This is a genomic window from Bradyrhizobium sp. BR13661 (genome assembly GCF_029892425.1).
Taxonomy (GTDB): Bacteria; Pseudomonadota; Alphaproteobacteria; order Rhizobiales; family Xanthobacteraceae; genus Bradyrhizobium.
Genome location: NZ_JARXWB010000012.1, coordinates 64,414 through 87,643 on the forward strand (window position 1 = coordinate 64,414; position 23,230 = coordinate 87,643).

The following is a 23,230-nucleotide window of genomic DNA, read 5'->3' on the forward strand; positions in this document are numbered from 1 at the left end:
CGAAATTTTCGGAACGACAGCATTTTCACCCGGGATTTTACGGTGTCGTTGTGGCCCCCGCACCACAACGCGCAACGGAGTGCACATCCGTGAGGCCCGCGCGATTGCCCGCGAATCAGGGAATCAACTAGACCGCTGATGGGGCTGGGAAGTGGAGTGGGACATGAGAGTCGCTTCCCTGGAAAGTGCAGTCGCCGCGGTCACGTTGATCATGGCTATCCTCGTGGTGCTGTGGGAGATCAAGATCTTCTACGGTTTTTGAACTGGCAGGATGCCACCTCTGAGACGGCCGGGCATCCCTTCCGCGGCGGCGGAAGCCTGCCGTTCAATCGGCCCACGCAGCAAGCACGGCACCTGCCGTAGCTCTCACCGCTTCTCGATCACCAGACTCTGCACCGCGCGGCCAAAATAGCCCTGCCTGTCCGCAAGCCGCGACATCGCGAGCCCGGCACCATCAGGACCAATCCAGGATTCGCCGTCGAGCAGGATCCAGTCGCCGACCGGTTGGCGCGCAAGATTCACCGAGAGATCAGCGTTGATGTAGGTCCAGGTGCGGAAGTCGAGCGTCGAGGCCGTGCCGTTGGAGAAATCGGCAGCGACCACGGCGCGCATCGCCTGCGAGACCACCTCGCCTTCGACAAGCGGGTGGTCGAGGCGAAACCAGATCGCACCGGCACCGGCCTGCCCGAAGCGGCCGCGCGCGGCGCGCATCGAGACCATGCCCGCGAACGGACTGGTCGCGCCATGGCCGTCCTCGACCAGCGAGTCCTCGGGCGACGGCAGCGTCACCGGCAGATCCTTGATGTCATCGGGCAATGGCTGCGACTGCTGCTTGATCTTGAGCACGGTGGCGCCGACGACCTGCACGTCATCGGCGAAGAGCTTGACCTCGCAGAGCTGGATCTTGCGTCCCTCGCGCAAAACCTCAGTCTCGATGGTAAGCGGCGCGACGGGCACCGGACGCATCAGATCGATGGTGACGCGCGCGATGTTCATCGGCACGGGTGTCGGAATCCGCTCCGCCGCCCACGTCACCAGCGCCGACGGCGCCGAACCGTGCTGCATGCGCCGGTCCCATGGACCGGCGGCGTTGGGGCTGGTGATGACGCTGTTGCCGTCAACACGGTAGATGGCGGTCATTTCGAGAGCCATTACAACGGCGGATCGATCGCCTCGTCGTATTCCTTCTTGAATCGCGCGATCAGCTCGGCGGCGGGCAAGACCTTGTCGATGCTGCCGATACCCTGGCCGGAACCCCAGATCTCCTTCCACGCTTTCGGCTTGGCTCGCTCGCCGGAGGCGTCGGTGCCGAAATTCATCTTGGAGGGATCCGACGTCGGCAGGTTTTCCGGATCCATGCCGGCGGCGAGGATCGAGGGCTTCAGGTAGTTGCCGTGCACGCCGGTGAAGAGGTTGGAGTAGACGATGTCATCGGCCGTCGAGCCCGCGATCATCTCCTTGTACTTCTCGACCGCGTTGGCTTCCTTGGTGGCGATGAAGGCCGAGCCGATATAGGCGAAATCTGCACCGAGAATGCGTGCGGCGCGGATCGCCTTGCCGTTGCCGATGGCGCCCGACAGCGCGATCGGACCGTCGAACCATTTGCGCGTCTCGGCGACGAAGGCGAGCGGCGAGATGGTGCCGGCATGACCGCCGGCGCCTGCCGCGACCAGGATCAGGCCGTCGGCGCCCTTCTCGATCGCCTTGTGTGCGAATTTCTGGTTGATGACGTCGTGGAAGACGATGCCGCCCCAGCCGTGCACAGCCTGATTCAGCTCCTCGCGTGCGCCGAGCGAGGAGATGATCATCGGCACCTTGTACTTGGCGCAGAGCTGCATGTCGTGGTCGAGCCGGTTGTTCGACTTGTGCACGATCTGGTTGACAGCGAACGGCGCCGACGGCTTGTCGGGATGGGCGCGGTCATAGGCCGCGAGCTCTTCCGTGATCCGCGCCAGCCATTCGTCGAGCAGCTCGGGCGGCCGCGCATTCAGCGACGGGAATGATCCCACCACGCCCGCCTTGCACTGCGCGATCACGAGGTCGGGCACCGAGATGATGAAGAGCGGCGAACCGATCACGGGGATCGACAGGCGTCCCTTGAACAGAGCGGGCATGGACATTTTCGGAGCGATCCTTTGCTTGCAAGACGCATGAGAGGGTTGGGACCATACCAACAAGGCAATCTTTCCACTGTCAAGTATTGCGTTTTGGCGCCGTGGCGGACGGCGTTACCGCAATTCCAACCCGCGGAATTCAGGGACTGTCATTCCGGGGCGCGCCTCTTGCGCGAGCCCGGAATCCATTTCGCAATTCGCGCTGACGCCCGATGGATTCCGGGCTCGACGCTGCGCGTCGCCCCGGAATGACGGTGGGAGAGACTTGTGCCTAGCCAATCAAATCCGGATTGATCAACCGCTCGAACGAGAACATCTCGTCCCATTTCTCCTGCGTCAGCAGCTTGCGTTCGGTCACCACGATCTGGTGCAGCGACTTGCCGCTCTTGTAACCCTCACGCGCGATCTCGGCGCATTGCTTGTAGCCGAGCAGCGGCTTCAGCACCGTGACGATGCCGAGCGAATTGAGCACGATGTTGCGGGTGTGCTCTTCGTTCGCGGTGATACCGACGACGCAATTCTCGCGCAGGCTGTTGACCGCGCGCTCCATGGTGCGGATCGAGAAGAACAGCGCGAACGAGATCACCGGCTCCATCACGTTGAGCTGAAGCTGACCGGCGGAAGCCGCGAGCGTCACCGTCGTATCGAGCCCGATGACGAGGAAGCTGGTCTGGTTGACCACCTCGGGGATCACGGGATTGACCTTGCCCGGCATGATCGATGAGCCCGGCTGCAATTGCGGCAGGTTGATCTCGTTGAAGCCGGCGCGCGGGCCGGAAGCCAGCAGGCGAATGTCGTTGCAGATCTTGGTCAGCTTGCTCGCCGTACGTTTCAGCACGCCGGAGAGCTGCACATAGGCGCCGGTGTCCGAGGTCGCCTCGACCAGATCGCCGGCGAGAATGAAATCGACGCCGGTCAGCGCGCTGAGATGCCGGACCGCGAGCTTGGGATAGCCGACGGCCGCGGTGACCGAGGTGCCGATCGCGGTTGCGCCGAGATTGATCTCGCGCAGCAGTGCGCGCGCTTCGGAGATGCGGTCGACCTCCTCACCGATCGTGGTGCCCCATCCCCGGAATTCGGCTCCTAACGACATCGGCACCGCGTCCTGCAGATGCGTGCGGCCCATCTTCAGCACGCGTTCGAACTCGCGGCCCTTGGCAAAGAACGCCTCCTGGAGCTGGCGCAGCGCCGTCATGTAGCTTTCGAGACGCAGGATCAGCGCCAGCCGAAACGCGGTTGGATAGGTGTCGTTGGTGGACTGGCCGTAATTGACGTGGTCGTTCGGACTGACGTGCTGGTAGTCACCCTTGACGAAGCCGAGCGATTCCAGCGCGAGGTTGGCGATGACCTCGTTGGCATTCATGTTGGTCGAGGTGCCGGCGCCGCCCTGGATGAAGTCGGTGACGAACTGATCCATCATGTCGCCAGCGATGACGCGGTCGCAGCCGACGACGATCGCATCGGCCACCTTGGCGTCGATCGCGCCGAGATCGCGATTGGCCATCGCCGCGGCCTTCTTCACGTAGCCCAGCGCCTTCACGAAGTAAGGCTCCTGGTTCATCGGAATGCCGGTGATGTGGAAGTTCTCCTTCCCCCGGATGGTCTGAACGCCGTAATAGATGTCGTCGGCGATCTCACGTTGTCCGAGGAAGTCCTGCTCGTAGCGGCTCATGGGCGCTCCTTGCTGCTCGCGCGCGGCGTCATCGCATCAGTTCTGGCACAGCGCGCTGGTGACGACGGTATCGGTGCGGCAATCGTCAGGTTTGCGTTGCCGGCCCGGAATCAGAACCTTGGCCGAGCACTTCTCGGCGGAATCGGTGTTGAGGCTTTTGCCTTCCTTGTAGCCCTTGCTCTGGCAGAGCTGGTTGGCGGCGAGCTTGCAGTCGGGCGCACCGTTCGAGGAGAGCGGACAGGCCGTACGCCCGGAGACCATGGTCGACGGCGTCGCCAGTCGCGACAGGTCGTTCATGGTCTCGCTTGGGCTTTTGATCGGCGGCAGGATCGAGGGCAGCTTGTCGAACAGCTTGCCCATCTCATGGATCAGCCCGGGATTGTCATCGGCCGCCGGCGGCCCTGATGCGGGGGGTGTCGAAGGCGGCGGCACGGCCTGCGGCCCCTGCTCCTGCACGCCGAGCGAAGGCGGGGCCGATTGCGCCGAACCGGTCGCGCCGGCACCGAGCAGGAGCAGAAGCGCTGCCGATATCAGCGTCCCGAACCGCACCGCCGGATTGCCCGATCGAACCATCATGAGGGCAACCGTAACCGAACGCGACGCAGCGGCAAAGCGCCAGAAACCTAGATCAGCTTGATGGCCACCACAAATCCGAGCACCAGCACGGCGGCGCCGAGCGCGACCCACAGGCCGAGATGCTCTTCGAGCTTGTGCCGGATCAAGTCGCCGTAGCGGTTGAGCAGGATCGCCACGATGAAGAAGCGTCCGCCGCGCGCGACGATCGAGCACAGGACGAATAAAATGAGATTATAGCCGGCGAAGCCCGAGGTGATGGTCACGAGCTTGTAGGGGATCGGCGTCAGCCCCTTGAGCAGGATGATTACCGCACCCCATTCGGCATAGGAGGCGCGGAAAGCGTCAACCTTGTCGCCGAGGCCGTAGACCTGGATCAGCCAGTGGCCGACCGAGTCGAACAACAGCGCGCCGATGGCATAGCCGAGCAGACCGCCCAACACTGACGTCGCAGTGCAGATAGCCGCGTAGACCCACGCGCGCTGCGGGCGCGCCAGTGACATCGGAATCAGCATCACGTCCGGGGGAACGGGAAAGAAGGAGCTTTCGGCGAAAGCCACGGCACCCATGATCCAGAGCGCGTGAGGCTTGTGGGCGGCGTCGATGCACCAGTCGTAGATACGTTTTAGCATGGCGCCGCGATGAAGCACCATGGGGCGGATTTGTCCATCGCGAGTTTTGTGACGGTTTAGCGTGATCCGGACCCGAAGGGCCGCGTTAGTGCAAAGTGTGGGCGTTTTTCCGAAAAGATCACGCTCAAACAACAACCTGAAGCGCGATGACGCTTCATCGCGCTTCAGTGCCGTTTACGCGCCGCGCGGCCTTCGAGCGCGACAATAGGCCGCCGCCTGGAGATGCTCGGTGACGCGACTTTGGGCAGCTTCATCGACGATTTAGGTAGCTTTTCGGCAATGCCGAGCAAGTCTTCGCGGCGTGACATTTCTCGCCAGACGTCCTCGGGGCGCACGCCGGCGGACGCCCAGAGCACGGTGAGATTGTAGAGCAGATCGGCGCTTTCCCGGACCACGGCCTCACGGTCGCCGTTGACCGCATCGATCACGACCTCGATCGCCTCTTCGGCCAGCTTCTTCGCCATTTTGGAAGGCCCACGCTGAAACAGCCGGGCCGTACGCGATGTTGCCGGATCAAGATCTCTGGCCGCGAGCACAGCCAGATATAGCCGCTCAAGCGAATCACTCATGTACTCAAAACTACTCTAAACAAATGGTCGACGCGTTAACGCTTGAGAATAAAAGACAAAACAGGCCGGCGCGACAAGCGCGCCGGCCTTTCGTGGTCAACGACTCACCAACACCCGGCGCCGCTTCTGCTGCAAGTGGCGAAGGGGTCCCGGCCGACATTGCCATTGCCCGGGTAGTCGCGGCTGTTGCTGTGGTAATAGCTCGGGCCGCCGTAATAGACAGGGCCTTCATCGTAGTAGACCGGGCCGCCGCCGTAATAGGCCGGAGCGTCATAGGCGTAGGAATCGCGGCTCGCGGCGATCGCAAGGCCGGTGCCGATGGCGGCAAAAGCCGCGAGCGCGGCTGCACCGCCGCCGCCATGCCAGTGGCGGCCGCCGGCGTACGATGCGGTGGGGGCGACACTGGTCAGCGCCAGCACCGCAGCGGTGGCAAGAACGGCCTTGCGGCCGGCAAACTTCGAAAATCGGTCAAACATGATCTGGACCCTCCTTGGGACCTTCATTGGTGCCTCGAGACAGGCTCATGTCTTCAAACACCCGCATCCCATTTTGGGTTCCCCACCCCCAACACAAGCTGAACGGCCTTGCGTGATCGTGACGCAAGCGCCGCTCATCCCCGGTTCAGGTTCGGTCATGCTGGCAAACCCGGCGCGGGCCGGCCCAGCGGGCACGTCGAGCGAAAAGACCAAAAGCTTCCGCTGTATCTCTCTGGCGATCCCTGCTTAAAATGTGGTCCCGTCGTCACGCCGCCTGCCTGGGTCAGCGCCTGCCTCATGTCCATGTTCAGCCTCTACACCCGCGTTCTCGAACTGCTCGGCAAGGAGGCGCGGCTCGGCTGGCTGCTGGCATTCGCCAATCTGCTGCTCGCCGGCTCGCAATTCGCAGAACCCGTGCTGTTCGGCCGGATCGTCGACGTCCTCTCCGGCAAGGCCGTCGCAGGTGCGACCTCGGCCTGGCCGTTCCTGATGGCGTGGGTCGCGTTCGGACTGTTTACCATCGCCTGCAGCGCGCTGGTGGCGCTGCAGGCCGACCGGCTGTCCCACCGCCAGCGCCAGGCGGTGCTGACCAGCTATTTCGAGCACATCCTGCAGCTGCCGCTGACCTTCCATTCCGGCACCCATTCGGGCCGGCTGATGAAGGTGATGCTCAACGGCACCGACGCGCTGTGGCGGCTCTGGCTCGGCTTCTTTCGCGAGCATTTTGCCGCGATCCTCTCCGTCGTGGTGCTGCTGCCGCTGTCGCTCTATCTGAACTGGCGGCTCGCGATCCTGCTGTTCGTGCTCTGCGTCGTCTTCACCGCGCTGACAACCTTCGTCGTGCGCCGGACCTTCGGCATGCAGATGGCGGTCGAGGAGCATTACAGCGAGCTCTCCGCGCGCGCCTCCGATGCGCTCGGCAATGTCGCGCTGGTGCAGAGTTTCGTCCGCGTCGAATCCGAGGTGAAGGGACTGCGCTCCGTCGCCGACCAGCTGCTCGCGGCGCAAATGCCAGTGCTATCGTGGTGGGCGCTGGTCACCGTGATCACGCGCGCCTCCACCACCATCACCGTGCTCGCGATCTTCACCCTCGGCATCGCGCTGCACGACCAGGGCCTCAGCTCGGTCGGCGAGATCGTGATGTTCGTGAGCTTTGCGACGCTGCTGATCCAGAAACTGGAGCAGGTCGTCAGCTTCATCAACAACGTGTTCATGGAAGCGCCGCGCCTCCGCGAATTCTTCAATGTGCTCGACGCCGTGCCCGCGGTGCACGACCGGCCCGACGCGATCGATGCCGGACGGTTCTCCGGCCTCGTCGAATTCAACGACGTCACCTTCTCCTATGACGGCAAGCGGCCGGCGATCGAGGACCTCTCCTTCACCGCGCTGCCCGGCCAGACCATCGCGCTGGTCGGGCCGACCGGCGCCGGCAAGTCGACAGCGATTGCGCTCTTGCATCGCGCCTTCGATCCGCAATCCGGCTTCATCAGGATCGACGGCATGGACGTGCGCGGCGTGACGCTGACATCGCTGCGGCGAAACATCGGCGTAGTGTTCCAGGAGGCGCTGCTGTTCAACCGCTCGATCGCGGAGAATTTGCGCGTCGGCAAGCCTGACGCGACCGAGGCCGAGATGCGCAAGGCGGCCGAGCGCGCGCAGGCGCTCGAATTCATCGAGCGCAGCGGCGGCTTCGAGACCAATGCCGGCGAGCGCGGCCGCATGCTTTCAGGCGGCGAGCGGCAGCGGCTGTCGATCGCTCGTGCGCTGCTGAAGGACCCGCCGATCCTGATCCTGGACGAGGCGACCTCCGCGCTCGATGCCGTCACCGAGGCCAAGGTGAACGCCGCTCTCGATGAAGTGATGAAGGGCCGCACCACCTTCGTGATTGCCCACCGCCTCTCCACCATCCGCAATGCCACGCGGATCCTGGTGTTCGAGAACGGACGGGTGATCGAAACCGGAACTTTCGATGAACTCGTGGCCAAAGGCGGCCATTTCGCCGAACTTGCCAAGGCCCAGTTCATGGTGCAGGAAACCGCTCAAGCAAATGCGCGGGTCGGCATCGGTGCCGCGGAGGCCGCTTCGGCTGCCGCCAAATCCCCCTGACAAGTCCCCGCAGCACCGTCGAAATTCGGCCTATTTCGTTGCGGAATACCCGGCCGAAACCCCTATTCTCGACGCACGAGCCGGTATAGGTTTGCGCTGCCGCGAGCGGCGGCGCTGGATTTCAAAACCGAACATCAGATCACGAGAGCCGACCGTATCAGGCGGATCTCCAAGGACCGGAATCGGATAGTGCACGCCTTTCGCCCGCTGCTTCGCAAACCCCTGTTCAACCTGTTTGCCGCGACGCTCGCCGTCGCTGCGCTTTTCGTACCGCGCTCCGTCAATGCGGAAGCGCTGCTGCTGATCGAAGCCGACAGCGGCAAGGTGCTGCAGGCGGACAACGCGACCATCCCCTGGTATCCGGCCTCCGTCACCAAGATCATGACCGCCTATGTGACGCTGAAGGCGGTGAAGGACGGCAAGATCACGCTCGACACGCTGGTCACAGTGTCGCCGACCGCCGCCTCGCAATCACCGTCGAAGATGGGGTTCCGTCCGGGGACACAGCTCACCGTCGATAACGCGCTGAAGATGATGATGGTCAAGTCGGCGAACGACATGGCCGTGGTGCTCGCCGAAGGCGTCGGCGGCTCGATCGACGGCTTCTCGGTGATGATGAACGACACCGCCAAGCGGCTCGGCATGACGCAGACGAGCTACGTCAATCCCAACGGCCTGCCCGCCGACGGCCAGATCACCTCGGCACGCGACCTCGGCATTCTCGCGCGCTCGTTCCTGCGCGACCTGCCCGAATACGAATATTTCGTCCACATCCCCGCGATCCGCTTCGGCAAGCGCGTCACCGGCAATTTCAACAAGCTGATCGGTCGCTATCCCGGCGCCGACGGCTTCAAGACCGGCTTCATCTGCGCCTCCGGCTATAACCTCGTGGCGTCAGCCACGCGCAACGGCCGCCGCCTGATCGCGGTGGTGCTCGGCGCCAACTCAGGTACCGCACGCGCGGTCAAGGCCGCGCAGCTGCTCGAGCGCGGCTTCAGCCAGGACGGTTTGTCGTGGCTGCGTCCTTCGCTCGGCACTGTCGAGAATCTGGTGCCGGTCGATGCCTCGCCGCCAAATCTGCGCGAAGAGATGTGCGGCGGTCACCGCAAGCGTCCGGCCAGCGACGACGACGATGCGCTAATCGCAACGAACGGCAGCAGCGGCGGATCTGGCGCCCTAACCGGCGGCGCAGCTCCGGTGACATTCTTCACCGCGGGCCTCCAGCCGCCACTGATGAAGGCATCCGAGCTGATGGCCTCGGCACCGGCGGCCGCGGAACCCGTGGTGGTCTACACCGGCCCGACCCGCACCGGCGCGGCCCTGGTCGCAGCGGTCGCAGCCGACACCGACCAGCAGGCGACGCCAAAGGCGCGTGGCAAGAAGTCGCGCGTCGCCAAGAAGCCCGACGCTGATGCCAAGACTGATGCGAAGACGGCTGCGGCAAAACCGGCGGACACCAAGAGCGACACCAAGACCGCGGCAAAGCCGGCCGGTACCAAGCATGCCGCAGCCAAGCCCGATGCGGCAGCAAAGCCTGCTGGCGACAAGCCGGCGGCGAGCGGCGATCAGGCTGCCAAGCCCGCCAAGCCCAAGGCGGCTACGAAGCCGAAGCCTGCACCCAACAACAGCTAGACCAGGTTAATGCGCCTGGCCCGTCAGGCTGCCGCCCGCACTTCGCACCTGCGGCAGCCGTTTTGCGACGATTCCAGTAGCCACTCGCCGGCCTTTGCCCTAAGCCCTCGACCGCTTGCCAGCTGATCCGGCAGGCTCAATACTGGCGGTAATGAGGCAAGCCCGAGACACAACGGGCTCTGGTGTCAAGAGAGGGGAGTTTCCATGGAGCGCATCTGGCTCAAGCAATATCCGCCCGGCGTGCCCGCTGATATCGAGCCGACGCAATACGCATCGCTGGTCGACCTCCTCGAGGAGAGTTTTGCGAAGTTCGCCGACCGCAAGGCGTTCATCTGCATGGACAAGGCGATCACCTACCGCGACCTCGACCAGATGTCGCTGGCGCTGGCGGCGTACTTGCAGGGACGCGGCCTGCAGCGCGGCGCCCGCGTCGCCATCATGATGCCGAACGTGCTGCAATATCCGGTCGCCACCGCCGCCGTGCTGCGCGCCGGCTTTGCCGTGGTCAACGTCAACCCGCTTTACACCCCGCGCGAACTCGAGCATCAGCTCAAGGATTCCGGCGCCGAAGCCGTCATCGTGCTGGAGAACTTTGCCCACACCGTCGAGCAGGTGATCGCCAAGACGCCTGTCAAGCACGTCATCGTCGCCAGCATGGGCGATCTGCTCGGCTTCAAGGGCGTGATCGTCAATCTCGTCGTCCGCCGCGTCAAGAAGATGGTGCCGGCCTGGTCGCTGCCGGGCTCGGTGTCGTTCAACGACGCGCTCGCGGCCGGACGCGGCCAGACCTTCAACAAGCCGAAACTGTCGCCGGGCGACGTCGCCTTCCTGCAATATACCGGCGGCACCACCGGCGTCTCCAAGGGCGCCACCCTGCTCCACCGCAACATCGTCGCCAACGTGCTGCAGAACGACGCCTGGCTGCAGCCGGCAATGGCCGCGCCGCCCCATGTCGATCAACTCATGATCGTCTGCGCGCTGCCGCTCTATCACATCTTCGCGCTGACGGCCTGCTACCTGCTCGCGGTACGCGCTGGCGGCTGCAATCTGTTGATCCCCAACCCGCGCGACATCGCTGGCTTCGTGAAAGAGCTGGCGAAGTACCAGGTCAACAGCTTCCCGGCCGTCAACACGCTCTACAACGGCCTGATGCACCATCCTGACTTCAAGAAGCTCGACTTCTCCAAGCTGAAGATTTCGAACGGCGGCGGCATGGCCGTGCAGCGCCCGGTCGCCGAGCAGTGGAAGGCGATCACCGGATGCTCGATCGCGGAGGGTTACGGCCTGTCCGAGACGGCGCCGACACTGACCTGCAACACCGCGACCAATGCCGAGTTCAACGGCACGATCGGCATTCCCGTGCCGTCAACTTACATCTCGATCCGCGACGACGACGGCAACGAAGTCCCGCTCGGCCAGGCCGGCGAGATCTGCGCCAAGGGTCCGCAGGTGATGTCGGGCTATTGGAACAGGCCGGAAGAGACCGCCAAGGTGATGACAGCGGACGGCTATTTCCGCACCGGCGACATCGGCATCATGGACGAGAAGGGGTACACCAAGATCGTGGACCGCAAGAAGGACATGATCCTGGTCTCCGGCTTCAACGTCTATCCGAACGAAGTCGAGGAAGTGATCGCGAGCCATCCGGGCGTGCTGGAATGCGCGGTGATCGGCATTCCCGATTCCAAATCAGGCGAGGCGGTGAAGGCCTTTGTGGTGAAGAAGGACCCGAACCTCACGGCCGAGGACGTGATCAAATTCTGTCACGAGCAGTTGACGGGCTACAAGGTGCCTAAGCACATCGAATTCCGCAAAGATCTGCCCAAGACCAATGTCGGCAAGATCCTGCGCCGCGAGCTGCGCGACGAGAAGAAGGCCCAGGCGGCGTAAAGCTGGAGCCGGCCCCGAAGGGCGCGCACCAGCGCGCCCTTCGTCGTTGCGAGCGAAGACGAGAAAATCGGCAGGGCGCCGCCTCATCACAGCGCAGTGAAGCCGTTTCCCTCCGGCGGTAAAATGCTCTAGAACAACCCCGGCCCTTTCCAAGGAGAATTCGCGATGACCATCCAGATTGGCGACAAGCTGCCCGAGACGAAATTCCGCGTGATGACGGCGGAAGGCCCGCAGGTGAAGACCACCGACGATATCTTCAAGGGCAAGAAAGTGGCGCTGTTCGCCGTGCCCGGCGCCTACACCGGCACCTGCCACAAGATGCATCTGCCGAGCATCTTCCTCAACGCCTACGCCATGAAGGACAAGGGCGTCGACACCATCGCGATCGTCTCGGTCAACGACGCTTTCGTCATGAACGCCTGGAAGCGCGACACCGACCAGCGCGACGAGGCGATCTTCCTCGCCGACGGCAATGCCGACTTCGCCAAAGCGATCGGCATGGAGCTCGATGCCTCCGGCAACGGCCTCGGCATCCGCTCCAAGCGCTATTCGATGCTGGTCGAGGACGGCGTGGTGAAGAAGCTCAACCTCGAAGCGATGCCCGGCAAGGTCGAGGTCTCCGGCGGCGATACGCTGCTGGGGCAGCTGTAAATTTCGCAACGCTCTAACCACGACGTCATGCCCGGGCTTCCACGTTCTTGGTTATGTGCGGAAAGGTGTGGATGGCCGGGTCAAGCCCGGCCATGACGGGCGGAGGGACACTACTCCGCCAACCGCTGCTGCAACCGCGCCTTTACAATACCGTCGCGCGCGAGCTGATCCGCGCGTTCGTTCTCCGGGTGGCCGGCGTGGCCCTTGACCCAGTGCCAGCGCACCTGATGCGCCTTCAGCGCTGCATCCAGCCGCTGCCATAGCTCGACATTCTTCACCGGCTTCTTGTCGGCGGTGCGCCAGCCGTTGCGCTTCCAGCCATGGATCCAGCCGGTGATGCCCTGCCGGACATACTGGCTATCGGTAAAGAGATCGACGGTGCACGGCTTCTTCAGCGCTTCCAGCGCGGAGATTGCCGCCATCAATTCCATCTGGTTGTTGGTGGTGTGGCGCTCGCCGCCGTTCAGCTCCTTTTCCTTGTCGCCGAACTTCAGGATCGCGCCCCAGCCGCCGGGCCCGGGATTTCCCGAGCAGGCCCCGTCGGTATAGATCGTGACGTTGGGGAGCTCGCTCACGCGACCAGTCCTGACGGCATCAGCCCGTAATCGCGCGCGCTGGAAACGTTCTGGTGGAAGCGCAGCTTGCGGAAATATTCCAGCGGATCCTTCGGCTTCACCAGCGCACCCGGCGGCACGTTGAGCCAGTCGACCAGCCGCGTCAGCAGGAAGCGGATTGCAGCCCCGCGCGCGAGCAGCGGCAGCGCGGCATCTTCGGCTTCGCTCAGCTTGCGCACCCGCCCGTAAGCGTTGAGGAAGGCCCGCGCCTTGGTGACGTTGAAGGAATGATCCGGCTCGAAGCACCAGGCGTTCAGGCAGATCGCAACGTCATAGGCCAGCATATCGTTGCAGGCGAAGGTGAAGTCGATAATTGCCGAGAGCTTGTCGCCGAGGAAGAAGACGTTGTCGTTGAAGAGATCCGCGTGGATCACGCCCTCGGGCAAATTGTTCGGCCAGACGCCGCCGGAGAGGTAGTCGAGCTCGGCTGCGAGAAACGCGCGCAGGCCCGGCTGCACTTCGTCGGCGCGCTCAGCCGCAGCATCGAACAGCGGCCGCCAGCCGGCGACTGATAGCGCATTCGCACGCTTGATCGCGAAATTGGCGCCGGCCAGATGCATCGTGGCCAGCCCTTCGCCGACGCCGGCGCAATGCGCCACGTTCGGCTTGCGCGGCCAGATGCCTTCGAGAAAGGTGATGATCGCGGCGGGGCGTCCCGCCAGCTCGCGCAACGCCTCGCCGTCTCTCGCCTTCACCGGCAGCGGGCAGCTCACGCCGTGCTCGGCCAGATGCGTCATCAGGGCGAGGAAGAACGGCAGATCGTTCTTCGCCACGCGCTTTTCATAGAGCGTGAGGATGAACGATCCCTTGCTTGTATGCAGCAGGAAATTGGTGTTCTCGACGCCCTCGGCGATGCCCTTGTAGGAGAGCAATTCGCCGAGATCGTATTGCTTCAGGAAATCCGCAAGCTCGTCGGCGGCAACGTCGGTGTAGACCGCCATACGGGACTACTCGGCGGCGGCTTCGGGGCGCACCTGACGCGGCAGCGGGAAGAACTCGTTCTCTTCCGCGGCCGAGACCGTCTCGACATGCAGCGTGTAGCGCTCGGCGAACGCGTCCATGATCTCCTCGACGATCACTTCTGGCGCGGATGCGCCCGCGGTGATGCCAAGGCTGGCGATGTTGCCGAACTTGGTCCAGTCGATGTCGGCGGCGCGTTGCGCCAGCACCGCGATCTTGCAGCCCTCACGCTCGGCGACCTCGCGCAGGCGCTGTGAGTTCGACGAATTGGGGGCGCCGACAACAATGAGCGCGTCCACCACCGGCGCCACCTTCTTCACCGCGAGCTGGCGGTTCGTGGTGGCGTAGCAGATGTCTTCCTTGTGCGGCCCGTTGATGTTGGGGAAGCGCTTCTTGAGCAGCGCCACGATCTCCGCGGTATCGTCGATCGACAGCGTGGTCTGGGTCACGAAGGCCAGATTGTTCGGGTCCTTCGGATTGATGGTTTTGGCGTCTTCGGCGGTCTCGATGAGAGTGACCGCGCCGACCGGAAGCTGGCCGAGCGTGCCCACCACCTCAGGATGATGAGAGTGGCCGATCAGGAAGATCTCGCGGCCGCGCTTGAAGTGGATCGCCGCCTCGCGGTGGACCTTGGTCACCAGCGGGCAGGTCGCATCCAGCGAGAACAGATTGCGGGACTGGGCATCGGCGGGAACCGACTTCGGCACGCCATGGGCCGAGAACACGACGGGCGCGGTGGCGTTTTCCGGGATCTCGGCGAGCTCCTCCACGAAGATCGCGCCCTTCTTCTTCAACCCGTCGACGACGTATTTGTTGTGCACAATCTCATGGCGAACATAGACGGGGGCGCCATACTTATCGAGCGCCCGTTCCACGGTGTCGATCGCCCGGACCACCCCGGCGCAGAAGCCGCGGGGAGAACAAAGCACGATTCTGAGGTCTGGTTTGGCTGACATTGAGCGATCTCGGGACCGAATCACCCATTCGCCTTCTGGCGGGGGACGGTCGATGGATGGAAAAGGGCCTAAAACGGTCTCGTGGGACGTTAGAGCGACTTGAGAGGGAATTGGGCCCCCTTTCGGGCGCTGTCAAGGCACTATCTATAGCAGAACCATTGCGTGGCTACCCCCTCCGGGCTTATATAGCGCGAATTCCCTGTCATCGCTGATGACCACCGGTTTCGCCTCCTGAGGGGGTGGGCGAAGCACAAAGGAGATTTGCCATGAGCAACGCACCTCTGATGCCCAAGGCGACCGCCGTCTGGCTGCTCGACAACACCGCGCTGACCTTCGACCAGGTCGCCGATTTCACCAAGATGCACCCCCTTGAGGTGCGCGCGATCGCCGACGGTGACGCCGCGCAAGGCATCAAGGGCAGTGACCCGATTTCCAACGGCCAGCTGACCCGCGAGGAGATCGAGAAGGGCGAGAAGAACCAGGACTACCGGCTCCGTCTCCAGGAGAGCAAGGTCGTGCTGCCGCCCCAGCCCAAGCGCAAGGGCCCGCGCTATACCCCGGTGTCGCGCCGCCACGAGCGCCCCAGCGCCATCCTCTGGCTGCTGCGCAGCCATCCCGAGCTCAAGGACGCGCAGGTCATGCGCCTGGTCGGCACCACCAAGAGCACGATCGCCAGTGTCCGCGACCGCACCCATTGGAACACCTCGCAGCTGGCCCCGATCGATCCGGTGACGCTCGGCCTCTGCTCGCAGATCGAGCTCGATTTCGAAGTGGCGCGCGCGGCCAAGGAAAAGCCGATCGACGCAAACTACGGCGGCGCCACTCTGCTGCCGGCCTCCGAGACCACCAAGAAGGACGAGTACGAGCCGTCGGAGAAGTCGAGCGACGATCTCAACGTCGACGCCGTGTTCGCCAAGCTCAAGACCCTCGGCGGCAAGAAGCACGAGGAAGAGGAGGAGTAGTCCTCGCTCTTATTCGTCATCGAAACGCAAAACGCGGCGGGACAACCCGCCGCGTTCTTGTTTGTCTGGCGACTGCGGCGTCGTCAGAATTTATAGGTGACACCGCCACCGACCAGCCACGGATCGATATGGGCGGTGCCGGTGACCGGCAGCCCGCTGACGGTCGCGCTATAATCCGGCCGCAGCCAGAGCTTCTTCACGTCGACGTTGAGACCCCAGTGCCGGTCGAGCATGTAGTCGAAGCCGAACTGCACGGCGCCGCCCCAGGCATTGCTGACGTGGAGGGCCGTGGTGGTGGCGACGATCGCGGGCGGACCGACGATCGCGGCGGGCGAATTGGCCGCCGAATTGTTGAAGAACACGGTGTAGTTGACGCCGGCGCCGACATAGGGCTTGAACGCGCCGAAATTGTCGAAGTGATATTGCAGCGTCAGCGTCGGCGGCAGCAGCGTCGTCTTGCCGATCGGCAGGTTGGCAAGCGAGCCGGTACCGCTGATCGAGTGCCTGGTCACACCCAGGATCAGTTCGGCCGCGATGTTCTTGGTGAAGAAATAGCTGATATCCAGCTCAGGTATCGCCTGGTTGCTGATCGAGAGGCCGGAGTTCGGCGACGACAGCGACGGCGTGCCCGCAACATTGACGGTCGAGCCGCCGGCATCCGGCAACACGCCGAGCACGCGCAGGCGCACCATCCACGGATTGAAGCTCTCAGCCGGCGGCGGCGCCTTCTTGTAGACCGGCAAATCGGCGGCCTGCGCTGCGGCAAAAGTCCCCGCGAGCATCGCGCCCAGCGTCGCAAGCCGCGCCAAGCTTCTTACTGTTCTCTGCATTGCATTCCCCTTCAGCCAAATCCTCAAACATATCGGCGCTTCGTTGCGCGACATGTGGGTCAGAGCAGAAAGAGGACAGTGAAGGATTTGACGCCGATCAAATCAGGACGGATGCGACACGATTTGGCCGCGGCGTTGCAGATGTGTCACGAGAATCCCGAGCAAATGCGCAGAATGATACCGCGCCTCGGATCAGGGCCGCTCGGGATGGTTCAGCATGTATTCGCCGAGATCGCGCTGGCGGCGATCGGCGCGGGCGGTCGCCGCGCTGCGCTGGACATCGCGGTCCTTGCGGCAGGCCACATATTCGGGCGAGCCGACCGCGAGACCGCGGCTCTGGCACACCGCATCGTCATCGTCGCCGCCCATCGCGGTCGGCGTCTGGTAACGCGCGGCGCAGGCGGAGAGAGCGATGGCAAGACCCACGGCAAAGAGCAGCCGCGGCGCGGTGGGGAGTGGCATAGGAAGTTTCCTGTTGGCCGCCCCTGTTTAGCCCGGAATGAGGAGATTGTAAGTCCCTGCCCGTCACACCCTCCCCTTCAACGCATCCCCGATCTCGTCCAGCACCTTGGGGTCCTCGATCGTGGCCGGCATGGTCCAGGCCTCGCCGTCGGCGATCTTCTTGATGGTGCCGCGCAGGATCTTGCCTGAGCGCGTCTTGGGCAGGCGGCCGACGGTGATCGCGAGCTTGAAGGCGGCGACGGGGCCGAGCCGGTCGCGCACCAATGCGATGATCTCCTTCTCGATCTCGGCGGGAGCGCGCTTGACGCCGGCCTTCAGCACCAGGAAACCGCACGGCACCTCGCCCTTGATGGCGTCCTTGACGCCAAGCACGGCGCATTCGGCGACATCGGGATGCGAGGCCAGGATCTCTTCCATGCCGCCGGTGGAGAGACGGTGGCCAGCGACATTGATGATGTCGTCGGTACGACCCATCACGAAGACATAGCCGTCCTCGTCCTTGTAGCCGGCATCCGATGTTTTGTAGTAGCCGGGAAATTCGCTCAAATAAGCTTCCCTGAAGCGCTCGTCCTGGTTCCACAACGTTGGCAAACAGCCCGGCGGCATCGGCAGCTTGATCACGATCGAGCCCATCGTGTTGGGACCAACCGGCTTGGCCGCCTCATCGACGACATCGACCTGATAGCCGGGCATCGGCACGGTCGGCGAACCGTGCTTCACGGGCAGCTGCCCGAGGCCAACCGGATTGCCGGCAATGCACCAGCCGGTCTCGGTCTGCCACCAATGGTCGATGACGGGCACCTTCAGCTGCTGCTCTGCCCATTCCACCGTCGGTGGATCGGCACGCTCGCCGGCGAGGAACAGCGTGCGGAATTTCGACAAATCATATTGCCGGATGAACTTGCCGTCCGGATCCTCTTTCCGGATGGCGCGGAACGCGGTCGGCGCCGTGAACAAGGCGACCGCCTTGTGCTCGGAGATCACGCGCCAGAACGCGCCCGCATCGGGTGTGCCGACCGGCTTGCCCTCATACATGATCGAGGTCGCGCCATGGAGCAGCGGGCCATAGATGATGTAGCTGTGGCCGACCACCCAGCCGATGTCCGAGCCGCACCACCAGACCTCGCCCGGCTTGACGCCATAGAGGTTGAACATCGACCATTTCACCGCGACGAGATGCCCACCATTGTCGCGAACGACGCCCTTGGGAATGCCTGTCGTGCCCGACGTGTAGAGAATGTAGAGTGGATCGGTGGCGGCGACCGGCACGCACGGTGCCTTCTTGCCGTCGTTCATCGCCTTGCGGCGCAGGCTCGCCCAATCATAGTCGCGCTTTGGCGTGAGGTCGCAAGTCAACTGCGGGCGCTGCAACACGATGCAGGCCTTCGGCTTCGCTGACGCCAACTTGATCGCCTCGTCTAGCAGCGGCTTGTACTGCACGATGCGGCCGGGCTCGATGCCGCAGCTCGCGGAGAGAATGAGCTTTGGCTGTGCATCGTCGATGCGGGTTGCGAGCTCCTTGGCGGCGAAGCCGCCGAACACCACGGAGTGCACCGCGCCGATGCGCGCGCAGGCGAGCATCGCGACCACGGCCTCCGGCACCATCGGCATATAGAGAATGACGCGATCGCCCTTGGCAACGCCGAACTCCTGCATGATGGCAGCGAGCACCTGCACTTCGGCCAGCAGTTCGGCATAGGTGAATTTGGTGACGGAATTGGTCAGCGGCGAATCATGGATCAGCGCGACTTGATCGGCTCGGCCGCGTTCGACATGCCGGTCGAGCGCGTTGTAGCAGGTGTTGACGACCCCGCCGGTGAACCAGCGGCCGTAGACGCCCTGCGCCGCATCGAAAATCTTTTTCGGCGGCTCGATCCAGTCGATTTCCTTTGCCGCCTCGGCCCAAAAGCCTTGGGGATCAGCCAGCGAGTGTGCATGGACCTCATGATAAAGGCTCTTACCCTGGACGTTCATTCCCGGCGCTCCCGTTCCCTTTTGATGGTCTCGCCCTTGACCTGACGACAGGACGTCAGTCCCGCCATGACAGGGATCAAGTGCCGCCTTGTTTGAGGGATATTTTCCGGGAACGGGCCGCGGTTCAAGCCGAAAAGGGGGGAGTCAGCGCGCATTCGGGCCTCCCCCCGCAGGCGGGCGAGGCGAACTCACCCCTCCATCGCATTCAGCCGCTGCAACCGGTCCTGCATGACCTTTTTCAAATCGTAGCCGGGGCGGCGGAAGCTGGCGTCGCGGGTGGCGAGGAAATCCTGCTGGGATTTGCGGAAGTCGGCGGCCGAGCGCCGGCTCATCGATTTCAGCACGCGCTCATAGGCCTCGGCGAGCTGGCGATCGAGCACGCCCAGTTGCGGATCGGCGCAGATCACCTTCTCGACCTCGCGCTTGGCATGGGCGCAATCGAATGACGGGCCGCTGCCGGAATTCGCGGCCAGCGGCTGCGGAGACTCGGCGCCGAACCTGGCGATCTCCGCCATCATGGTGCGGCGGCCGTCGGCGGCGTTGGTGTTGCCGGGGTCGAGCCGCAACGCGGTCTCGTAATCGGCCAGCGCCTTCTTGCGCTCGCCCATCTTGGTGTAGAGCACCGCGCGATTGTTGTACGTCTTCGCGAAGTTCGGATCGAGCTTAAGCGCCTCATTGTAGTCGCTGAGCGCTGCGCCGAGCTCACCCTTGAACTGATAGGAATCACCTCGGTTGGTGAAGAAGTTCGGCCTAGGGGAAAGTTGGAGTGCCTCATTGTAGTCCGCGATCGCCTTGTCGTAGTCCTTCATCGCCGCATAGGAGAGCGCGCGATTGTCGTAATATTCCGGCACTTTCGGATCGATCCTGATCGCCTCGCTGTCGTCGGCGACAGACTTGTCGAGCTGGCCGAGCTTCTTGTAGGCGGCGCCGCGATTGGTGTAGCTGCGCGCCCGGTTCGGATCGAGCCGCAGCGCCTCGCTGAGGTCAGCGACCGCCTTGTCGTTGTCACCATTGAGATAATAGGTCGCCCCGCGGTCGGACCAGGCCTGCGCATAATCCGGCTTCAGCTTGATCGCCTGGTCGTAGTCGGCGATCGCGCGATCGAACCGGTGCTGGTTGGTGTAGGCGACACCGCGCAGCTCATAGGCTTCGGCATCTCTCGGATCGAGCTCGATTGCCTTGGAGAGATCGGACGTGGCCCGGTTGAGATCGCCACCCGCCTCGCGCAGCAGATCCCCGCGCAGCCGCCAGGCGCGCGCGTTCTTGCCGTCGAGGGCGATGGCGCGGTCGATGTCCCGCAGCGCCTGCGTGAGACCGCCTGATGTCCGCGCATTGGCGTCGGCCCGAACCAGCAGCGCCGCGACGCGATCGGAATTCGGATTCGAGCTCTGGTCGATGATGGCGCTACACGCCGAGAGGATCTCAACCGGCGCTGCCTTGCTGCCCATCACGCAATCGGCGGCCGATGCCGGGGCGGCAAGGACAAGGCCGAGCGCCGCACCGAGCAGGAAGGTGCGAAGCGAGATTTTGGATATTTGCGCGGAAGAACGCACGCCGCACATGGGATAACTCCGTGACATCTGGGTTTCCTGATGTCGCGGCGGAGGGAGAATGGGTTCAAATTGGGCCGTCCACGCCGTCATGGCCGGGCTTGTCCCGGCCATCCACGCCTTGCCGCACGGTAAGAAGAACGTGGATGCCCGGGACAAGCCCGGGCATGACGAGCACTTACGAGGCGCAACCCTCAATACCCGTCCGCGCCGTTCAGCCGCTGCAGCCGGTCCTGCATCGCCTTCTTCAGATCATACCCCGGCCTGCCGAACCCGGCATTCCGGCCGGCAATGAATTCCTCCTGCTCGCGCTGGAGCTTCTTCGCCTCGCCCTCGTTGCGCGCCTCGCGGATCACGCGCGCACTCGCGGCATAGACTTCGCGGTCGAGATCGGCGAGCTCGCGATTGGCACAGATCGCCTTCTCGACCGGGCGGCGCGCACCGGCGCAATTGAAGCTGGGCTTGCCGGCCACTGCCATCTGGGCACCAATCCGCTCGAGCTCGCGCGCGATGGCCTTGTGATTGGCTTTGGCCTTTTCGTGGTTCGGATCGATCCGCAACGCCGCGCCGAAATCCTGCACTGCCTTCGGCTTGTCGCCCTTCTTCAGCCAAAGCTCGCCACGCGCGTTGAACAATTCGGCGAGCGTCGGATCGAGCTGCAACGCGCGGCTGTCGTCGGCGATGGCGCGGTCGATCTGGTCGTGCCGCGCAAGAAGCGCGCCGCGCGCGACCAGCGCCTTGATCAGATCGGGCTTTGCGGCCTTCTCGTTGTCGATGATGGCAGCACAGGCCGGACCGGCCTTGTCCATATCGTCGGCAGCGGCCGCAGTGAGGCATGCCGCGACGTCGATCTGCGCGACGGCGGCGGGCTCGCCGCCGGTTGCGGCATGGGCTGCACAAGGCAAGACCGCTGCAAGTAAGACCGCCGCTGACATCTGAATCAATTTTTGAAAACGCATGCTCGCTATCGTCGAAAGGCTTGCCTCAGGACCGTACTATCCATCATACGGCAGGATTGGTGCCAGCTTGTGGTGCCGCTCACATCGTTTTCGGGGACGAACGTGTCGACATTCGAATGGATCATCGCGCTTCTGCTCGGCGCCGTTGCCTTATCGGCGCTGGCGCGGCGGATCAAGGTCCCCTACCCGACCTTTCTCGCGATCGGCGGCGCGCTGATCGCCTTTGTGCCTGATAGCCCGACCTGGGCGCTGGAACCGGACCTCGCGCTGGCACTTTTTGTCGCACCGGTGCTGCTGGATGCCGCCTTCGACACCTCGCTGCGCGATCTGCGCAACAACTGGGTTCCGGTCGCGACCCTGGTGGTGGCGGCGGTTGGCCTGACCACCGTCGGCGTCGCCTTTGTCGCGCATCGGTTGTTCCCCGACATGCCCTGGGCCGCCGCCGTGGCGCTCGGCGCCATCGTGGCGCCGCCCGATGCCGCAGCTGCCGTCGCGATCCTGAGCCAGGTCAAGCTGCCCTATCGCATGGTCAAGGTGCTGGAAGGCGAGAGCCTGCTCAACGACGCGAGCGCACTCTTGATCTATCGCATCGCTGTCGGCGCTGTCGTCATGGAGCATCTGAAATGGAGCGAAGTCGCGCCGACGATTGCGCTCGCACTGGTCGGCAGCGTGCTGGCCGGCCTTGCCGCTGGGCGCATCATCCCGCCGATCATGGAGCGGGTGAGGGAGGTGCCGAGCGCGATCATCGTGCAGTTCGCCACCACCTTCATGATCTAGATCGGCGCCGAGCATCTCGGCCTTTCCGGCATCCTCACCATCGTGGTCTATGCCATCACCATCGCGCAATCGGCGCCAGCGCGCATGCCGGCGCGGCTGCGGGTGCCATCCTACGCGGTATGGGAGACGACGGTGTTCGTCCTCAACGTGCTCGCCTTCATGCTGATCGGCATGCAGATGCGGCCGATCTGGACGAAGCTCGATGCAGACGTGCGCTGGGAATATTACGTGGCTGCGGCCTGGATCCTGGCTACGGTCATCCTGGTCCGGCTGCTCTGGATTACGTTCTACCGCACGACGCTACGCCTGCTGATCGGGCACGGGATCTATCACCTGAAGGATCCGAAGCAGATCGCTTCGCCCAAAGGGGGGCTCATCATCTCCTGGTGCGGCATGCGCGGCCTCGTCACGCTCGCCACCGCTTTCGCGCTGCCGGAGAACTTCCCCTATCGCGACTTCATCGTCTTCATTGCCTTTGCCGTGGTGCTGGGCTCGCTGGTGATCCAGGGCCTGACCCTGCGGCCGCTGATCCTGGCATTCGACCTTAGGGATGACGACCCTGTCGGCATCGAGGTCGCGCGCGCCCGCGCCATCGCCTATCGCGCGGCGCTCGATGCGATCGAGGACGATCCGTCGGAAGAGGCCGAGATCCTCAGGCTCGAATACCGCGCCATCCTGATGCAGGCCGATGACGATCCGCACGGCGGCATCGCCAATGGCGAGCTGCCCGCCGATCCGCTGCGCCGCCGCGCCATCGAGGCCGCACGCAAATCGATCTTTCATCTCCGCACCACGGAAGTGATCGGGGATGATGCATTTCATCGGCTGGAGGAGGAGCTCGATCGGGCGGAGCTGAGTGCGGGGGGATAGA

The 23,230-nt window shown here is 63.9% G+C and carries 20 protein-coding genes and 1 pseudogene; 6 read left to right on the forward strand and 15 right to left on the reverse strand.

Annotation, left to right across the window (positions count from 1 at the left end):
• Window positions 1–366: 366 nt before the first annotated feature.
• From M2427_RS20370 to M2427_RS20400, 7 genes are all read right to left on the reverse strand, one after another.
• Window positions 367–1,140: a thioesterase family protein gene (locus M2427_RS20370; protein WP_280708374.1), complete on the reverse strand. Its 774-nt coding sequence runs from the start codon at window positions 1,138–1,140 to the stop codon at window positions 367–369.
• Between the two features lie 11 nt (window positions 1,141–1,151).
• Window positions 1,152–2,120 (reverse strand): nitronate monooxygenase family protein, encoded by a 969-nt coding sequence (locus M2427_RS20375; RefSeq protein WP_280708375.1) that lies wholly within the window; start codon window positions 2,118–2,120, stop codon window positions 1,152–1,154.
• Window positions 2,121–2,385: 265 nt separating this feature from the next.
• Entirely contained in the window at window positions 2,386–3,786 is a 1,401-nt protein-coding gene (locus M2427_RS20380; protein ID WP_280708376.1) for an aspartate ammonia-lyase, read from the reverse strand.
• Between the two features lie 36 nt (window positions 3,787–3,822).
• On the reverse strand, window positions 3,823–4,362 hold the full coding sequence (locus M2427_RS20385) for a hypothetical protein (RefSeq protein ID WP_280708377.1): 540 nt from the start codon (window positions 4,360–4,362) through the stop codon (window positions 3,823–3,825).
• Window positions 4,363–4,409: 47 nt separating this feature from the next.
• Window positions 4,410–5,012 carry a YqaA family protein gene (locus M2427_RS20390; protein ID WP_280708378.1) on the reverse strand — a complete coding sequence of 201 codons (603 nt, stop codon included), beginning with the start codon at window positions 5,010–5,012 and terminating at the stop codon, window positions 4,410–4,412.
• 143 nt (window positions 5,013–5,155) lie between these two features.
• Complete coding sequence (hisE, locus tag M2427_RS20395; protein WP_280708379.1) at window positions 5,156–5,560, reverse strand: phosphoribosyl-ATP diphosphatase; 405 nt, start codon at window positions 5,558–5,560, stop codon at window positions 5,156–5,158.
• 104 nt (window positions 5,561–5,664) lie between these two features.
• Window positions 5,665–6,036 carry a hypothetical protein gene (locus M2427_RS20400; RefSeq protein WP_280708380.1) on the reverse strand — a complete coding sequence of 124 codons (372 nt, stop codon included), beginning with the start codon at window positions 6,034–6,036 and terminating at the stop codon, window positions 5,665–5,667.
• 297 nt (window positions 6,037–6,333) lie between these two features.
• Here M2427_RS20400 and M2427_RS20405 point away from each other — a divergent pair, with 297 nt between their 5' ends.
• The 4 genes from M2427_RS20405 to M2427_RS20420 all read left to right on the forward strand — a co-directional run bounded on the left by M2427_RS20405 (window position 6,334) and on the right by M2427_RS20420 (window position 12,315).
• Window positions 6,334–8,142 carry a glucan ABC transporter ATP-binding protein/ permease gene (locus tag M2427_RS20405; RefSeq protein ID WP_280708381.1) on the forward strand — a complete coding sequence of 603 codons (1,809 nt, stop codon included), beginning with the start codon at window positions 6,334–6,336 and terminating at the stop codon, window positions 8,140–8,142.
• Between the two features lie 189 nt (window positions 8,143–8,331).
• The gene (locus M2427_RS20410) at window positions 8,332–9,774 is read left to right on the forward strand and encodes a D-alanyl-D-alanine carboxypeptidase family protein (RefSeq protein ID WP_280708382.1); all 1,443 of its coding nucleotides are present in this window, start codon (window positions 8,332–8,334) and stop codon (window positions 9,772–9,774) included.
• Window positions 9,775–9,978: 204 nt separating this feature from the next.
• Window positions 9,979–11,664, forward strand: coding sequence for a long-chain fatty acid--CoA ligase (locus M2427_RS20415; protein ID WP_280708383.1), 1,686 nt, complete (start codon window positions 9,979–9,981; stop codon window positions 11,662–11,664).
• A 165-nt stretch (window positions 11,665–11,829) separates the two neighbouring features.
• Window positions 11,830–12,315, forward strand: a complete 486-nt coding sequence (locus M2427_RS20420) for a peroxiredoxin (protein WP_280708384.1) — start codon at window positions 11,830–11,832, stop codon at window positions 12,313–12,315.
• A gap of 110 nt (window positions 12,316–12,425) precedes the next feature.
• Here M2427_RS20420 and rnhA read toward each other — a convergent pair whose 3' ends face one another.
• From rnhA to ispH, 3 genes are read right to left on the reverse strand one after another with little or no spacing between them, the layout of a single operon-like run.
• On the reverse strand, window positions 12,426–12,890 hold the full coding sequence (gene rnhA, locus M2427_RS20425) for a ribonuclease HI (RefSeq protein ID WP_280708385.1): 465 nt from the start codon (window positions 12,888–12,890) through the stop codon (window positions 12,426–12,428).
• On the reverse strand, window positions 12,887–13,870 hold the full coding sequence (locus M2427_RS20430) for a homoserine kinase (protein ID WP_280708386.1): 984 nt from the start codon (window positions 13,868–13,870) through the stop codon (window positions 12,887–12,889). The genes rnhA and M2427_RS20430 overlap by 4 nt, the downstream gene beginning before the upstream one ends.
• 6 nt (window positions 13,871–13,876) lie before the next feature.
• Window positions 13,877–14,845 carry a 4-hydroxy-3-methylbut-2-enyl diphosphate reductase gene (gene ispH, locus M2427_RS20435; protein WP_280708388.1) on the reverse strand — a complete coding sequence of 323 codons (969 nt, stop codon included), beginning with the start codon at window positions 14,843–14,845 and terminating at the stop codon, window positions 13,877–13,879.
• Between the two features lie 266 nt (window positions 14,846–15,111).
• On the opposite strand from ispH, the gene M2427_RS20440 reads away from it, so the two are divergent.
• Window positions 15,112–15,807, forward strand: coding sequence for a cell cycle transcriptional regulator TrcR (locus M2427_RS20440; RefSeq protein WP_280708389.1), 696 nt, complete (start codon window positions 15,112–15,114; stop codon window positions 15,805–15,807).
• A gap of 83 nt (window positions 15,808–15,890) precedes the next feature.
• Here M2427_RS20440 and M2427_RS20445 read toward each other — a convergent pair whose 3' ends face one another.
• The 5 genes from M2427_RS20445 to M2427_RS20465 form a co-directional block, all read right to left on the reverse strand.
• Window positions 15,891–16,637, reverse strand: coding sequence for an OmpW family outer membrane protein (locus tag M2427_RS20445; protein WP_280708390.1), 747 nt, complete (start codon window positions 16,635–16,637; stop codon window positions 15,891–15,893).
• A 192-nt stretch (window positions 16,638–16,829) separates the two neighbouring features.
• Window positions 16,830–17,099: a hypothetical protein gene (locus M2427_RS20450; protein ID WP_280708392.1), complete on the reverse strand. Its 270-nt coding sequence runs from the start codon at window positions 17,097–17,099 to the stop codon at window positions 16,830–16,832.
• Window positions 17,100–17,162: 63 nt separating this feature from the next.
• Complete coding sequence (locus M2427_RS20455) at window positions 17,163–19,073, reverse strand: propionyl-CoA synthetase (protein ID WP_280708393.1); 1,911 nt, start codon at window positions 19,071–19,073, stop codon at window positions 17,163–17,165.
• Window positions 19,074–19,261: 188 nt separating this feature from the next.
• Entirely contained in the window at window positions 19,262–20,635 is a 1,374-nt protein-coding gene (locus M2427_RS20460) for a tetratricopeptide repeat protein (protein WP_280708544.1), read from the reverse strand.
• A 182-nt stretch (window positions 20,636–20,817) separates the two neighbouring features.
• Complete coding sequence (locus M2427_RS20465) at window positions 20,818–21,582, reverse strand: tetratricopeptide repeat protein (RefSeq protein ID WP_280708394.1); 765 nt, start codon at window positions 21,580–21,582, stop codon at window positions 20,818–20,820.
• Window positions 21,583–21,684: 102 nt separating this feature from the next.
• Between M2427_RS20465 and M2427_RS20470 the strand changes: the two are divergent.
• Window positions 21,685–23,229 (forward strand): annotated as a pseudogene (locus M2427_RS20470) (sodium:proton antiporter).
• The last annotated feature ends 1 nt before the right edge of the window (window position 23,230 follow it).

Coding starts and splice junctions, on each gene's coding strand:
- M2427_RS20370 (WP_280708374.1), bottom strand. CDS start 1,140: ATGACCGCCATCTACCGTGTTGACGGCAACAGCGTCATCACCAGCCCC.
- M2427_RS20375 (WP_280708375.1), bottom strand. CDS start 2,120: ATGTCCATGCCCGCTCTGTTCAAGGGACGCCTGTCGATCCCCGTGATC.
- M2427_RS20380 (WP_280708376.1), bottom strand. CDS start 3,786: ATGAGCCGCTACGAGCAGGACTTCCTCGGACAACGTGAGATCGCCGAC.
- M2427_RS20385 (WP_280708377.1), bottom strand. CDS start 4,362: ATGATGGTTCGATCGGGCAATCCGGCGGTGCGGTTCGGGACGCTGATA.
- M2427_RS20390 (WP_280708378.1), bottom strand. CDS start 5,012: ATGGTGCTTCATCGCGGCGCCATGCTAAAACGTATCTACGACTGGTGC.
- hisE (WP_280708379.1), bottom strand. CDS start 5,560: ATGAGTGATTCGCTTGAGCGGCTATATCTGGCTGTGCTCGCGGCCAGA.
- M2427_RS20400 (WP_280708380.1), bottom strand. CDS start 6,036: ATGTTTGACCGATTTTCGAAGTTTGCCGGCCGCAAGGCCGTTCTTGCC.
- M2427_RS20405 (WP_280708381.1), top strand. CDS start 6,334: ATGTCCATGTTCAGCCTCTACACCCGCGTTCTCGAACTGCTCGGCAAG.
- M2427_RS20415 (WP_280708383.1), top strand. CDS start 9,979: ATGGAGCGCATCTGGCTCAAGCAATATCCGCCCGGCGTGCCCGCTGAT.
- M2427_RS20420 (WP_280708384.1), top strand. CDS start 11,830: ATGACCATCCAGATTGGCGACAAGCTGCCCGAGACGAAATTCCGCGTG.
- M2427_RS20430 (WP_280708386.1), bottom strand. CDS start 13,870: ATGGCGGTCTACACCGACGTTGCCGCCGACGAGCTTGCGGATTTCCTG.
- ispH (WP_280708388.1), bottom strand. CDS start 14,845: ATGTCAGCCAAACCAGACCTCAGAATCGTGCTTTGTTCTCCCCGCGGC.
- M2427_RS20440 (WP_280708389.1), top strand. CDS start 15,112: ATGAGCAACGCACCTCTGATGCCCAAGGCGACCGCCGTCTGGCTGCTC.
- M2427_RS20445 (WP_280708390.1), bottom strand. CDS start 16,637: ATGCAGAGAACAGTAAGAAGCTTGGCGCGGCTTGCGACGCTGGGCGCG.
- M2427_RS20450 (WP_280708392.1), bottom strand. CDS start 17,099: ATGCCACTCCCCACCGCGCCGCGGCTGCTCTTTGCCGTGGGTCTTGCC.
- M2427_RS20455 (WP_280708393.1), bottom strand. CDS start 19,073: ATGAACGTCCAGGGTAAGAGCCTTTATCATGAGGTCCATGCACACTCG.
- M2427_RS20460 (WP_280708544.1), bottom strand. CDS start 20,635: ATGTGCGGCGTGCGTTCTTCCGCGCAAATATCCAAAATCTCGCTTCGC.
- M2427_RS20465 (WP_280708394.1), bottom strand. CDS start 21,582: ATGCGTTTTCAAAAATTGATTCAGATGTCAGCGGCGGTCTTACTTGCA.